Annotated in this window: 12 protein-coding genes; 2 read left to right on the top strand and 10 right to left on the bottom strand. The window is 39.1% G+C overall.

The features are described 5' to 3' along the window. Position 1: 1 nt before the first annotated feature. Both BLR54_RS07365 and BLR54_RS07360 read right to left on the bottom strand, forming a co-directional pair. Positions 2–1,402, bottom strand: a complete 1,401-nt coding sequence (locus tag BLR54_RS07365) for a type 2 periplasmic-binding domain-containing protein (RefSeq protein WP_090418919.1) — start codon at positions 1,400–1,402, stop codon at positions 2–4. Positions 1,403–1,490: 88 nt separating this feature from the next. Then, entirely contained in the window at positions 1,491–2,504 is a 1,014-nt protein-coding gene (locus BLR54_RS07360; RefSeq protein WP_090418916.1) for a LacI family DNA-binding transcriptional regulator, read from the bottom strand. Positions 2,505–2,845: 341 nt separating this feature from the next. Between BLR54_RS07360 and BLR54_RS07355 the strand changes: the two genes are divergently transcribed. Beyond that, the gene (locus tag BLR54_RS07355; RefSeq protein WP_090418912.1) at positions 2,846–5,281 is read left to right on the top strand and encodes a glycoside hydrolase family 94 protein; all 2,436 of its coding nucleotides are present in this window, start codon (positions 2,846–2,848) and stop codon (positions 5,279–5,281) included. Between the two features lie 94 nt (positions 5,282–5,375). Here BLR54_RS07355 and BLR54_RS07350 read toward each other — a convergent pair whose 3' ends face one another. Genes BLR54_RS07350 through BLR54_RS07340 form a run of 3 tightly spaced genes read right to left on the bottom strand, consistent with a single transcriptional unit; the run spans position 5,376 to position 6,784 of the window. Next, positions 5,376–6,002 carry a hypothetical protein gene (locus BLR54_RS07350; RefSeq protein ID WP_090418909.1) on the bottom strand — a complete coding sequence of 209 codons (627 nt, stop codon included), beginning with the start codon at positions 6,000–6,002 and terminating at the stop codon, positions 5,376–5,378. A 31-nt stretch (positions 6,003–6,033) separates the two neighbouring features. Beyond that, entirely contained in the window at positions 6,034–6,297 is a 264-nt protein-coding gene (locus tag BLR54_RS07345) for a hypothetical protein (protein ID WP_090418906.1), read from the bottom strand. Positions 6,298–6,319: 22 nt separating this feature from the next. Further along, complete coding sequence (locus tag BLR54_RS07340) at positions 6,320–6,784, bottom strand: hypothetical protein (protein WP_090418903.1); 465 nt, start codon at positions 6,782–6,784, stop codon at positions 6,320–6,322. Positions 6,785–6,967: 183 nt separating this feature from the next. Between BLR54_RS07340 and BLR54_RS07335 the strand changes: the two genes are divergently transcribed. Further along, positions 6,968–7,858 (top strand): RluA family pseudouridine synthase, encoded by an 891-nt coding sequence (locus tag BLR54_RS07335; protein ID WP_090418900.1) that lies wholly within the window; start codon positions 6,968–6,970, stop codon positions 7,856–7,858. Positions 7,859–7,861: 3 nt separating this feature from the next. On the opposite strand, the gene BLR54_RS07330 is transcribed toward BLR54_RS07335, so the two are convergent. From BLR54_RS07330 to ftsH, 5 genes are all read right to left on the bottom strand, one after another. After that, on the bottom strand, positions 7,862–9,484 hold the full coding sequence (locus tag BLR54_RS07330) for a glycosyltransferase family 39 protein (RefSeq protein WP_176761890.1): 1,623 nt from the start codon (positions 9,482–9,484) through the stop codon (positions 7,862–7,864). Between the two features lie 69 nt (positions 9,485–9,553). Then, positions 9,554–10,030, bottom strand: a complete 477-nt coding sequence (locus tag BLR54_RS07325; protein ID WP_090418895.1) for a J domain-containing protein — start codon at positions 10,028–10,030, stop codon at positions 9,554–9,556. Between the two features lie 216 nt (positions 10,031–10,246). Next, the gene (locus BLR54_RS07320; RefSeq protein WP_090418893.1) at positions 10,247–10,699 is read right to left on the bottom strand and encodes a J domain-containing protein; all 453 of its coding nucleotides are present in this window, start codon (positions 10,697–10,699) and stop codon (positions 10,247–10,249) included. Between the two features lie 23 nt (positions 10,700–10,722). Beyond that, positions 10,723–12,756, bottom strand: a complete 2,034-nt coding sequence (locus tag BLR54_RS07315) for a glycoside hydrolase family 13 protein (protein ID WP_090418890.1) — start codon at positions 12,754–12,756, stop codon at positions 10,723–10,725. Between the two features lie 254 nt (positions 12,757–13,010). Then, positions 13,011–14,810: an ATP-dependent zinc metalloprotease FtsH gene (gene ftsH, locus BLR54_RS07310; protein ID WP_090419173.1), complete on the bottom strand. Its 1,800-nt coding sequence runs from the start codon at positions 14,808–14,810 to the stop codon at positions 13,011–13,013. Between the last annotated feature and the right edge of the window lie 14 nt (positions 14,811–14,824).

The following is a 14,824-nucleotide window of genomic DNA, read 5'->3' as shown; positions in this document are numbered from 1 at the left end:
ATTAGTCTACTGAGATGTCTGGATACTTCTCTGAAACTGCCTTCTTGAATGCTGCAATAGCTTCATCCTTTGTAGCGTTTCCAAGGAAGTAGTTCTTCATAGCCTTCTCTAACTCTTCTGTACAACCCTGATCATACTTTGAAAGGTTTGAAAGGTCGATCTTCTCAGCACCTTCTGCAAGCTGCTTGTATGGATTCTGTCCACCAAGAAGTGCGATGTTACCATCTTCAGAACCTGCGAGCTCTGCAAGAACAGTCTTGCTGTTTACACAATCCTGATCCTTCATAGCGATGTCCTTAAGAACCTTCTGATCTGTTGTCATTGTAAGGATGATATCCTTTACAAGGTTAGCATTGTCTGTACCTGTTGCTGCGCAGATCCATGTACCACCCCAGAAGTATGACTGAGGTCCTACACAGTATCCCCAGCCACCCTTGCTAGCGATTGAAGCTGAGTCATCTGCGTTAAGGCAGAAGTTGAAGAACCAAGCTGGTCCAAAGTAGCAGAATACCTTTCCTTCAGGATTCTTTCCCTTGCCCCAGTCATCGCTCCAAAGATCATCTGTATCCTCAACCTTTGCATCTACAAGAGTCTTTGAATCATCGATCCACTTCTCAATGTTAGGGTCGATAACAAGCTTTCCGTCCTGTACCCATGGGCCAGATACGTTGTTAGAGTATGTACGATATGTATCCATTGCTGAACACATTGTATAACCAGCATCAGCAATCTTCTGCGCTGTTTCATTGTACTTATCCCAATCAGAAACTAATGCCTGAACTTCATCAGGATCATCTGTGCCAAGAACTTCCTTAGCTGCCTCTCTGTTGTAGATAAGACCAGCTGAGCAAGCCTGCCATGAAGAACCCTTAAGTCTACCAGTGCTATCTGTTACGATGCTCTGTGTATATGTGTACTGATCTGCAAGCTGATCAGATGTGATACCAAGCTCTGATAAAGGAATAGTTACATCCTCATCAACATACTTAAGAGCATAGTCAGCTTCTACAAGGAAAAGGTCAACCTTCTCATCATCAGAAACATCTGCCTGCTTAAGAAGAGCGTCATCAAGGTTGTTCTGGTATGCATTGTCTGTAGAAGGAGTCATTGTCCAAACTACTTCAACATCACCAATCTTACCATGTGTAGCATCAACTTCTTCGTATCCTGGATAGTGATCCTTAAGTCTTGTCTGGAACTCATCATTCCAGCAGTGGATGTTGAGCACTTTACCTGTGTCTTCAGGAAGCTCAACTGCAGCTGCCTCAGCATCAATTTCTTCTGCTGTAGCAGGTGCTGCCTGCTCTGCTGAACCGCTGTTATCACTTGAGTTACCACATCCTGCAAACATTGTTGCGGTCATTGTTGCCATTGCTAGCAAACTTACCATTCTTCTTTTCATCTTTTGTTCCTCCCAAAAAATTTTCGTTGGCTTGTAGCCCTTATTAAGGTATCCGCATTTATAACAAGTTGATTTCTCAACCAAATGCCTAGTTAAGTTTTTTTAGGGTATCCCCCTCTAAAAGAGTTCCTTTAACAACAACCTGTTGAACTAATGTTGTCTTTGGTCTTTCTATTAAATCCACCAAGTTCTTCGCTGCTAAAGTTCCGAGCTCTTCCGTGTTCTGTCTGTAGGTTGTAAGGCGAGGACGAATATGTCTTGCTACCTTAATTCCATCAAAACCTACTACCGAAATATCATCCGGAACCTTCAAGCCCCTTTCAGCTATAGCTCGCATTCCGCCGTAGGTTGCATAATCATCTGGATAGAAAATGCAAGTTGGACGAGTTCTAAGCTTAAGCAGCTCTAACGTCTTTTCGTAAGCACCGTGGGTATCTCTATATGGAGATTCCTTTATGTACTCCTCCGGAATATCTATTCCATGTTCTTCTAGCTTTCTATTGAAGGTAACCAATCTCAAGTTAGTTGTAGATGAGTCAACTCCGTGTATATAAGCTATCTTTGTATGGCCAGCAGCTACAACAAAATCAACTAAATCTGACATTCCACTAACGTTATCCGAAAGGATTGTGGTTGTTTCATTATAAATATGATCGATTGTAACCACCGGGATATTGCTTTTTACCAGTTCTACCACTTCAGGGTCATCGAAGTGAACATTTGCAATTATTACTCCATCGAACCTTCTGTATCTTGCATGCTCTAAATAGCTTGCTCGACCTGGTCTACTTCTATCGTTAGAGATAAAAGTTATATCGTACCCCTCTTTTTCAACTTCTCTTTTGAAACTTTCGAGAACCCCTGCGAAGAAATCGTGGGTCAAACCACTGTTTGCATCATCCATAAAAAGGACTCCTATATTATGAGTACGATTTGTCTTCATGGATTTTGCTGCAGCATTTGGAACATATCCCATTGTTTTCGCAGCATTGCGAATTCTCACCTTTGTTTCTGCACCAATATCACTGTGATCATTCAAAGCTTTACTGACTGTTGCTATAGAAACACCACATTCTGATGCAATGTCTTTCAATGAAACCATTGCTCTCTCCCTGATGTAAAGTATTAACTCCCTTAATCGTTTTCGCAACTTAAAAATAACACCTTTTAAGTCTGTCTACAAGCGTTTTTCGAAAATTTGTCTTTTCGTGAGAGTTTCGTATACTATTTTAGTACATTTTCAACAAAAATCAAGGTCCCTAATTGCAATTTATCCCGTATATGTTATGCTTTTAGTGGAAGAAGTATGCCTGTTCACTTAAACGTTTACGGCTCCTTCGTTTTATATAATGACTTTATTACCGCTCTCTACTACTTAATCGTTTTCTTAAAGTCGTTATATTAACCATTCATTCAACAAATAATTTTGTTAGGGAGGATCACATGAAATTCGGATTTTTCGATGATAAGAACAAAGAATATGTCATCACAACTCCAAAGACTCCTTTGCCATGGATTAACTATCTAGGCTGCAAGGATTTCTTTACATTATTATCAAACACTTGCGGAGGTTATACCTTCTACAAGGATGCAAAGCTTCTTCGCATGACTAGATATCGTTATAACGACACTACCCCAGATACAAATGGAAAATACTTCTATATTAAAGATGGGGACACAATTTGGAACCCTGGTTGGCAGCCAACAAAGACTGAGCTAGATGCTTATGAATGCCGTCACGGTATTGGCTACAGCAAGTTCACAGGCTCAAAGAATGATATCGAGGCTGCACTCATCACCTTCGTTCCTGTTGATGATCCAGTTGAACTTACAAAGGTTACTCTTACTAATAAGGGTACTTCTAAGAAAGATATTCAGCTCTTCTCTTATGTTGAGTGGTGTTTATGGAATGCCGATGATGATATGAAGAATTTCCAGCGTAACCTTTCCATCGGTGAGGTTGAAGTTGTAGATTCTACAATTTACCACAAAACTGAGTACAGAGAACGTCGTAATCACTACGCTGTATATTCTGTAAACTCAAAAATCGATGCTTTCGAAACAAGCAGAGATGAATTCAGAGGCGCTTACAACGGACCAGATAGACCAGCTGCAGTTTTAGCTGGTAAGCTTAACAGCACAATTTGTTCTGGATGGTACCCTATCGCTTCTCATCAGATTAATATCAGCCTTGAAGCTGGAGAATCTAAGACTTTCGTATTTGCTCTTGGCTATATTGAGAATGAAGAAGATGATAAGTGGGAAGCTCCAAACGTAATTAATAAGAAGAAGGCTACAGCTCTTCTTTCTAAATACCAGACTACAGAAGCTTTCGATGCTGCACTTGCAGAGCTTTGCAGCTATTGGGATGGTCTTCTTGCTAAGTTCCACATTGAATCTAAAGATGAGCATGTTAATCGTATGGTTAACATTTGGAACCAATATCAGTGTATGGTTACCTTCAACATGTCTCGTTCAGCTTCTTACTACGAGTCAGGAATTGGTAGAGGAATGGGCTTCAGAGATTCATGCCAGGATCTTCTTGGATTTGTTCACCTTATTCCAGACAGAGCCCGTCAGAGAATCATTGATATTGCTTCAACCCAGTTCCAGGATGGTTCAGCATACCACCAGTATCAGCCACTTACAAAGAAGGGTAACTCAGATATCGGTTCAGGCTTCAACGATGATCCATTATGGTTAATCGCAGGAACAAGTGCTTATATTCGTGAGACAGGTGACACATCAATCCTTAATGAGACAGTTCCATATGACAATGATATGTCAGTTGCCACTTCTCTTATGGAGCACTTAAAGCGCTCATTTGATTATATTGTAAATCACAAAGGTCCACATGATCTTCCACTTATTGGACGTGCTGACTGGAACGACTGCTTGAACCTTAACTGCTTCTCAGAGCACCCAGGTGAAAGCTTCCAGTGCTTCGGACCTTCTGAAGGACCAGTTGCTGAGTCAGTATTTATTGCTGGTATGTTTGTTAAGTATGGACGCGAGTATGCAGACCTTTGCAAGCTTATGGGTGATAATGCAGAAGCTGAGAGAGTTCTCGGCGAGGTTGATAAGATGATTGCAGCCATCGAAAAGGACGGCTGGGACGGTGAGTGGTTCGTACGTGCTTACGATGCTTACAGCCACAAGATTGGTTCAAAAGAGTGTGACGAAGGTCAGATTTACATCGAGCCACAGGGTATGTGTGTAATGGCTGGTGTAGGTGTAGAAGATGGAAACGCTAAGAAGGCCCTTGATTCAGTTAAAGAAAAGCTTGATACAAAGTATGGTGTTATGATTCTTCAGCCAGCTTACACAAGATATCATCTTGAGCTTGGCGAGATTTCATCTTATCCACCAGGATACAAAGAGAATGCTGGTATCTTCTGCCACAACAATCCATGGATTTCAATTGCTGAAACATGTATCGGCAGAGGCGACAGAGCTTTCGAAGTTTATAAGAAGACATGTCCTTCATACATCGAAGACATTTCTGAGATTCATAGAACAGAGCCATATGTTTACTCACAGATGGTAGCTGGCGCAGACGCTAAGTTCCATGGCGAGGCAAAGAACAGTTGGCTTACAGGTACAGCAGCTTGGACATTTACAAATATCTCTCAATACATCCTTGGTATTTACCCAACACTTGAAGGACTTTCAGTAAATCCTTGTACACCTGCTGAGTTCGGTGATTTCAATGTAACTCGTGTTTACCGTGGAGTTACTTACAACATCGAAATCAAGAACCCTAACAGGGTTCAGAAGGGTGTTGCCAGCTTGCTTGTAGATGGAAAAGAAATTGAAGGAAACATCATCCCATTTGATGGTTCAAAGAAGACAGTTAGCGTAGTTGCAACTATGAAGTAATTTCTTTTCACCTTTTTATCTCATACAATTTTATTCTCCTTCTTAAAAATGCCCCGCAGCAATTGATGCTGCAGGGCATTTTTATTACATATTTTTAATCAAAAGATAATTCTGTTACAACACCATTTTTTATATCAATACTAAAACAGTAAGATTTATCTGGGTACTTTTCAATAGCTTCTTTCAATCCATCTAAATCACTCTCATCAAAGTTTCCCTCACCATCTGTAACAATAATTTTAGTTTTCTTATCAACTTTAAATGTATGAGGTGCATCAATAGTTACCTGACCATGTGAGTCTTTATCTTCCTCAGTTCTAAAATTTAAAGCCCCATGTAAAACTATAGAGTCTGAATTAACCTCAACCTCATATACAAAAGGATGAGGGATTCCTAATTCATCTTTACTCACACCAATCTTTTCTTTTGTTCCAGGACAAAAACAACCAAACCAATGTCCATCTGTACCATCTGTAATAGTCACAAGACCATTCTCATCTGCTTCAAATTTTTCTTCAGAAACCTCAGCCTCATCAAGCTCTGCCAACTTATCTTCAATCAAAGCATCTGGATCTTCACTATTGTCAAGCTCTTCAAAAGCCTCTTCAATCTGCTTGTCTACATCTTCCTCTGTTGTAGCTGCCTTATCGCCACAACCAACCATAGTAAACATACTTCCAACCATTGCAAATACAAGTAAACTAACTTTTAATCTTTTCATTATCATTCTTCTCCCTGAATTATATATTCTTTTAGTTATGCTTAGGTTTTATTGTGCAAATTCTTATAAAAGCTACAAGCATAATAACTACCAACATTCCCACAGAAATCATATCTACAGTACCAGTCTCCATAGCACCACTAATCCCTATTCCATAAAAAATAACACCTACTGCTAAAACCAGATATGCTACAACTTTAGAGCTTCTAGCTGCTAATACCGCAATTATAGCAATAAAAATAGAAATAAAATTAAAGCCTATAGCCTTTGCTAACTCATATAATAATAAATCCATATATCCTCCTTTGTTTTATCATTTATTCGCTATCTGTAGTCTTCTTAAACTGCTCATCATAGGCTTGGCTAACTAGTTTTTCACACTTGAAATCTAAAATATATGCTCTTATTGTCAATACAGAGCTAACAATACCATAAACAATTGCAAGGATTGCCAAAACAATTGCAGCCTTATCCTGCTGCTTTTCTGTTAATCCCATACAATATACTATTGCAAGAAAAAGAATTGTCACACACCCAACAAAAAGTCCAATCAACAAGCCCCATCTATTTATACAATTAATCAAAATTACACCTGTTACAAAGAACATGCCATATGCCATAAGAATAACAAGAGGTATACCCACTGCATTATTCAAAAATCTATGAAAGCCTGTAGCACTTTCAGTTGATACTCCACCTTTTTTTGCAATATCCATAGCAATTATGATTGTAAAAAACAATGCAAATCCCATAGAGCACAATTTAATCTTTTTAGGTTCCATAAATATTCTCCAATCTATTTTTTATTAGTCTAACCACCATTTATTCAAATAGTGTAATAAACAGCCGTTTCTGATTATAATAGATTATCCACAATTTGACCACATTTTTTTCACAATTTCTTAACAATTTAGGTAGTGCGCTATTGGTTGACTAATATACTTCTACCTAATAGAATTCTAGCTATGAATAGAACTCTGACCTATACAATTGAAAACGAATATAACGGAATAACAATAGATAAGTATCTAAAGAAAAAAGGCTATTCTTCTGCCAATATCACCGCATTAAAGAAGATGCCAAACAACGTGATGATAGATGATGAGTGGGTTCATATGAATCGTAAACTCTGTACTGGCGAAGAATTGGTTGTAAACATTTCTGAAGATGAATCTTCAGAAAAAATCCCACCTGTTGAGATGCCTTTAGATATTGTCTATGAAGATGGAGATATTATTGTAGTAAATAAGCCTGCAGGGCTTTCTATCCATCCAAGTCTCAATCATTATGAGGATTCCTTGGCGAACGGCCTTGCATATTATTATGAGAATCAAGGGAAGCCTTTTATATTCAGGTGCGCCAACAGGCTTGATAAAAACACCTCTGGCCTGACAGTCATTGCAAAGCATCTCGTCAGTGGTAGTATTCTTTCCACAGCCGTTAAAAATCGAGAGTTCCACAGGGAATACTATGCAATCGTCCGAGGTACCTTAACCGACAAAATCGGCACCATAGATGCTCCAATAGGTCGTGTTCCTGGAGATACCATTGCAAGACAAGTAGATTTAGAAAATGGCGAAAGAGCTATCACCCACTATCAGGTTATAGAAGAAAAAAATGGGCACAGCCTGGTTTCAATTCATCTTGAAACCGGCCGCACCCATCAGATACGCGTTCATTTTAAATATATTGGTCATCCTTTAATTGGTGATGATATTTACAACCCAGATTTTGAGTATATGAAGCGACACGCTTTACACTCACATAAAATCTCCTTCAAGCACCCAATCACTGGTGAGGAATTAGAATTCATTGCACCATTACCAGATGATATGAGCTCAGTGCTTAACAACTAACAATTACCAATTAAGCTTGTAGATTTTATAACTGTCTATTTCGCATTCAAGATTCTCTAAATTGTAGCCCTTAGCTATTATTTTGTTTACGATATCATCTGTTTCATTGATATCTGCTATGTAGAATATATACTCACCATCTTGCTTAACATTGCCCTCAAGGGAATCCAGGTTTTCATAGTCTGTTTCAAAATAGTTAGGATGCTGATAATTAAGCTCCACCTCCGGGCTACAAATACTATTTGGATCATTTATTAACACCGCATCGTATTTTGTGCATAGCTCCTTGTACTCATGGATTTCTGGGAAATTGTATATATAGTTTGGCCTAAGCACACTGTGCCATCTAAGGGTAACAATAGCTGCAAACGAAATAAGAATAGCACCACAAACAGTCTTGTTCTTTATAACAAAGGACAGAACACTAACAAATCCATAAATAATAATTATAGACAGTAGTGGCATTTCAGGCATTACATATCTATCTGTAGGCCATGGAGCAGCATTGGCAGCAATAAAGAAGTATACAGCTGCTGTAACAAACAAATATATCAAGACTCCAAAATGCTCAGTTGTAATCCAACTCTTAAATTCCTTTTTCTTACATTTCCCAATTAGCTTATATACTATTATTCCAGCAAGCAATAGTGCAAATGCACCTAAATACTTGTAGCTTCCTGCAAAAAGGCTTCTTTCTAGGAAATAATGGAAATCCCATACGTTTCTGATAAATCGTAATCCACCAAGCTTTCCTGTTACATCACCGCCACGACCTGTAAATAGCATGTGAAAAATCGAAAACGGCCATGTAACCACATAGATTACACCAGTAATCACACAATACTTTATATACCTTGCAAAAGAAACCTTCTTCTGCTTCATAAGTACAAGATTGATTACAAATATCGGCAAACAGAAAAACAGGGCAAAATACTGTGTTAGCATTGCAAAATACAAAGCTAAACATAATCTTCTGAGCGTCCTTTTGTTATCCTCAAATCCGGTTTTGAACCACTTTATATTCAAGTACAAATTCAGCACCATGAAAAAGGTAAGAATTGCGTACATTCTGTAGAAGGTACTATTGTTAACAAAATCAAAGCTAAGGCCATAGTAAAGCATCGCTGCGATTGAACAATATTCATTTTTAAATAACAACATGCTTATCTTATATACAAAATATAAGCTCAACAGTAGGAAAGTAATATTGATAAGGAAACCCACCAATTTTAAATCCATACTCTTAAAGATTGAGCATACTGTTCTAATTATAAAATAATAAAGTGGAGGATGTACGTCCGATGCTTGAAATAAATAAGTATTCAAATAGTTAAATTGGTCTTCTTTAGATACGGTAAACTTTGACATTATTTCGTCATTTGTATACCAGCTGTTGGTACCTATTCCAACTTGAGAACCCTCTAAATCACCACTACTGATTACTTTCTTTAAATCATCAAAAGAAACCAAATAATCGTTTGCTAATTGGAAGGAAGCTGCTTCATCCAAATAGAATAACGTCTTTTGGTTATAAAAGAATAATGCCTGAGCGAATATCACAACCACACTAAGGCAAATCAGAATCTTTGGCAAGATTTCTTTCGTATTCAAATTATTCATACTCATTCCCCGGGAAATCCCATTAAATAAAAACACACCAGCATCCCCTATGGAAATGCTGGATAGTAACCTAAATTAATACATCTGTGCTTTAAGATTCTCATACTCACGATTAATCTCAGCAACTGTTTCAGTGTCGCCTGCTGCCCCATCTGGATGATAAATCTTAATAAGATCTCTATAACGCTTTCTAAGCTCGCTTCTGGTGGTAACACCTGAGAAAAACATTTCCCCACGAACTATTTTTTTCTCTTTAACTTCTTGTTCGTAGGTGTCTTCGTATTTTGAATCGTAAGCGTTTGAATTAACATATTCATAAAACTTTTTCTTACGCTCAAACTTGTTTTTGTCAACAGCAAGCTGTCTAGTTTCGCGAACCAGCATATCCCATTTCATGGCAAATACTGTTTCTTCCTTTTCAAGATAATATCTGCGCGCTTCAACATCGCGCTTTTCCATCAACAAATCATTCCATGCTTTTTCTAAGTCTCTCTGTCTCTGGTTGAATGTCCGCATGTCTGATGTTTCCTGACATGTGTAGTTGAATGACATTATTATTCTCCCTCTAATACTTCAATTCAATTCTATGATTGCATTAAATCACAACTTTAATGATTATACAACAGGCTTTCTAATTTTGTAAATTAGAAGAATATAGTATAAATACACATCTCTTTTGTGAACTATGCTTTTTAATACACAGTTTTAGTCGCAAAAAGCTCCAGCATGTAGCTGGAGCCTAAAACAATATTCTATTTTCATTATCCATTAGCTCATATTAGCCTTCAGATCCTCGTACTCGCGGTTAATCTCCGCAATGGTAGCTGTATCGCCAGATTCACTGTCAGGATGATAAATCTTAATCAAATCCTTGTAGCGCTTCTTGAGAGCCTTTTGAGTAGAAACTCCAGAGAAGAACAGCTCGCCAGCAGCAGGTTTTTCCTCTTCGCGATATGTTTCAATTGAGCAGAATTCAACCTGCTCATAGAATTTCTTCTTACGCTCAAACTGCTTTTTTTCATCTGCAAGCTTCTGAGTTTCACGAATCAGCATATCCCACTTCATGCTGAAGGTTTTTTCCTGCTGTTCAAGAGTATGTGCTCTAGCCTCTACTTCTCTTTTTTCTTTTAACAAATCGTTCCATGCCTTTTCCAACTCTTTGTGTCGGTTTTCTAATTCCTGCATGTCGATTTCAGTATGCTTCTTTAAATCCTTCGCCATAATATCTCTCCCCATACATAACCCTAGATTCTTTTGTATACTATGCCCGAATATGAGGTGAGGGCAACATGTAAATTTCCACCCTCAATAGTTATATCGGTCGGCATGATTGAATACCCAACCTCATTACTCAAAATCAATCTCTCAAGTTGACAATTTAAAGGTACACCAGCAATCCAAACAGGCACATCAGCCTCAATATCATGGCTGTTGGAGTTGATAACGACGATAATTTGCTCATTATTTGTGAAGCGACCATAGCTTATGAACCCCTGTCCGCAATTCAGAAATCTAAAGGAGCCTTCCTTAATAGCATGGCTCTGCTTGTGAATCATAATCATATCTCTAGTGTAGTCTATCAAATCATAATTAGCCTTACCCCAAGGATAAGTACGTCGGCTGTCAGGATCTGTAAAACCGCAGACTCCAGCCTCATCACCATAATACAAGGTAGGTGCGCCAGGCCAGGTAAGCTGAATCATTTCAGCAAGCTTCATTACAGGAATAGATACACCTTCCTCTGCAGCGCTAGCACCCTTTGTAGCTATTCTTCCTACCGTATGGTTAGTTCTGGTAAGGAATCGTGAATGGTCGTGATTTGACAGCTGATTCATGGCACAATACAGGGATGGGGTTTTTAGTCTTGCCATAAAGTGAAGCATTGTATTCTTGAAACGATCTCCATCACCTAAAGCGCTTGGCTGGAACTCATCTGAATGCTTTTCCATACCAGTCAAGAAGTATGTCAAAGGCTCCATGAAAGCATCATAATTCATGACAGTATCCCATTGGTCACCCTGAAGCCATGCTGTCGGATTCCCATAATGCTCCGCCAAAATAATTGCATGAGGATTAGCAGACTTTACAGCATCTCTAAAGTCGTGCCAAAACTTATGGTTAAACTCCTCTGAATGACCTAAATCTGCAGCCACATCCAGACGCCAACCATCACAATTATATGGCTCGCTAACCCATTTCTTACCAATATTAAGGATATATTCACAAAGCTCTGGTGAATCCTCGTAATTCAGCTTTGGAAGGGTGTCATGGCTCCACCAGCCGTCATAGCTCTTGTTGTCTGGCCAAGTGTCCTCATAAAACTTAAAGAAGCTATTATAAGGACTATCCTTGCTTTCATAAGCACCAGGAGCATAGCCTTCCTCTTTTGAATATATCTTTTCTCTATTAAGCCATTTGTTGAAGGAGCCACAGTGATTAAATACTCCATCAATAATGACTCTTATACCCTTTTGATGAGCCTCATTAACAAAATCCGCAAAGAACTTGTTGCTAGCCTCAAGATTTGCCTTGTTGGTAACCCTGAGCTTGTACTTTGTGGCATGAGAGTTGTCATAATCTCCTGGATCAAGACAGTCTCCACCATCCTTCTTAATGACTGTGAAATGAGGATCTATATAATCATAGTCTGATGTATCGTACTTATGATTTGAAGGCGACACGAACAACGGATTGAAATAGATTACCTCTACTCCAAGGCTCTTTAGGTAATGCAGTCTTTGTCTGACGCCCTCTAAATCGCCACCATAAAATCTACCTATATCGAGATTTGCAGGCTTAGACTCCCAGTCAGTAACCTGTTGAACAGGCGCACCTACATAGTGATATTCATTTGTTAAAACATCGTTGGATGAATCGCCATTACAGAATCTATCCACAAGGATTTGGTACATAACCGCACCCTTAGCCCATGCTGGTGTGGAAAAACCTGGCATAATAGAAAACTCGTAATGCTCGCGATAATCACGCCACAAACCAACCCTGTCATAATAATAATGATCAAGGCCTGATACGAGCTCAAAATAATATCGAAATTCAGTTTCATGCAATTGAACTGCGCAGGAATAGAAATCAAATTCGCCGCGGGTTCTATCTAAGTGCATTTTTACACTAAGATTATCCGTTTTTGACATCAGAAATACTTCTATATCCTCCTGATGATAGGTTCTGATGCTAATTGTAACCAGAGAGTTCTCCTCTGGTTCCACCGGATATCTATATTCAGCTGTTCCGTCCGAGTAAATAGCGTGAATGTTCATGTTAATTCCCCTTACGTAACCTAATGTAAATAATAAATAAATTTACATAGTAAAAAAGACAGCAACGAACGCTGTCTTTTTAGGAGAAGGTATTTTTACTATGGGGTTAGTAAAAATTATATAATGTATTGGGGGGTTTTTACGATGTTTATTATATGGCCCCGCAACACTCAAGTGTGCACAAACATAACAAAACCCCTACTCATTTTTTGTGCATATTGCACTAACTCCCCATTAGTAACCTTCGGCAGCGCTTATTCTTCGCATGTTTCGAATAGTTCCTCGAATTCTGTCCTGTTAATCTTTTCTTTCTCTATTAATAGATTAGCACATTTATGTAGTATTGTTTCATTCTGTCGCAGAATATTCACAGCTTTTTCATAACATTCATCAATAATCTGCTTAACTTCGTCATCTATAGCCTTAGCTGTAGAGTCTGAATAGCCCTTTGTATGGGCAAGATCACGTCCAATAAAGACTTCCTCTTCCTCGTCACCATAGTGAATCATACCAATGGTCTTTGAGAAGCCATATTTTGTAACCATATTTCTAGCCATCTGAGTAGCCTGCTTAATATCGTTTGATGCACCAGTGGTAACATCGTCAAAAATAAGCTCTTCTGCCACTCGTCCACCTAAAGACACGATAATATCCTGTGTCATCTTGCCTTTGGTGTTGAACATATCGTCATTTTCATTAAGAGGCATGGTGTAACCAGCTGCGCTGGCGCCTGTAGGAATGATAGACACCGAATATACAGGGCCCACATCTGGAAGAACATGGAACAGAATTGCATGTCCAGCCTCATGATAAGCTGTAATCTTCTTTTCCTTCTCTGACACAACTTTACTATGCTTCTCTTTACCGATTCCTACCTTTACAAAGGATTTTTTTATATCGTCTAAAATGATAAACTTGCGATTCTCGCCTGCCGCAAGAATAGCTGCTTCGTTTAGAAGATTCTCAAGGTCTGCACCTGTAAAGCCAACTGTAGTCTGGGCGATTTGATGTAAGTCTACATCCTCCCCAAGAGCTTTATTTGTAGCATGTACTCTAAGAATTTCCTCACGCCCCTTAACATCAGGCTTGCCAACGTAAACCTTTCTGTCGAAACGGCCAGGTCTCATAATAGCCTGATCCAAAATATCTACACGGTTTGTGGCAGCCATAACGATAATGCCTTCGTTTACGCCAAAACCGTCCATCTCAACAAGTAGCTGGTTTAGGGTCTGCTCACGCTCGTCGTGGCCGCCGCCCATACCAGTGCCTCGTCTACGGGCAACGGCATCAATCTCGTCGATGAAAACGATACATGGTGAATTCTGCTTTGCCTCTGCAAAAAGGTCTCGAACACGAGAAGCACCAACACCAACAAACATCTCTACAAAGTCTGAACCTGAGATAGAGAAGAATGGCACCCCAGCCTCACCTGCGATTGCCTTTGCAAGAAGGGTCTTTCCTGTACCAGGAGGGCCCACAAGAATAACACCCTTAGGAATACGAGCACCAAGCTCAGTATATTTCTTAGGATCCTTAAGGAAATCAACAAGCTCTTCAACCTCTTCCTTTTCCTCTTGAAGACCTGCAACATCCTTAAAGCGAGTGTTTATATCCTCTTTATTGGTCATCTTGGCGCGGCTCTTGCCGAAATTCATCATTTTGGCATTAGCGCCTCCGCCACCTGCGCCTTGTGCGTTCATCATTATCATGAAAAGGATGAACACTGCTCCAAGAACAATAAGCATTGGAAGAAGCTCTGAAATCCAGCTATCTCTTGGCACATCATTAAGTGTGTACACTATATTGTTTTCATCCAATATATCCTGAAGATTGTTTACATCTGAAACATATAGAGTGGCAGAATCCTTGCCTTTAAGGGTGATTGTAGCGCTACCTGTTGGCACCTGCTCATTCTGATTGATAGTAACTGATGTAACCTCTTCCTTAGCAATTGCTTTTTTGAATTGTTTCATGGAATAGGTTGTTGTTCTGTTGCCCATGCTTGTGTAAAGAATTGCAAGAACTACCATCACAAACAGAGCATAAATAATCATTCCCGAAGCTCTAT

The sequence above is a fragment of the Pseudobutyrivibrio sp. YE44 genome, from assembly GCF_900104335.1.
Classification (GTDB): domain Bacteria; phylum Bacillota; class Clostridia; order Lachnospirales; family Lachnospiraceae; genus Pseudobutyrivibrio.
The sequence above is the reverse complement of the archived record's forward strand: the minus strand, read 5'-3'. Positions and strand labels throughout refer to the sequence as shown.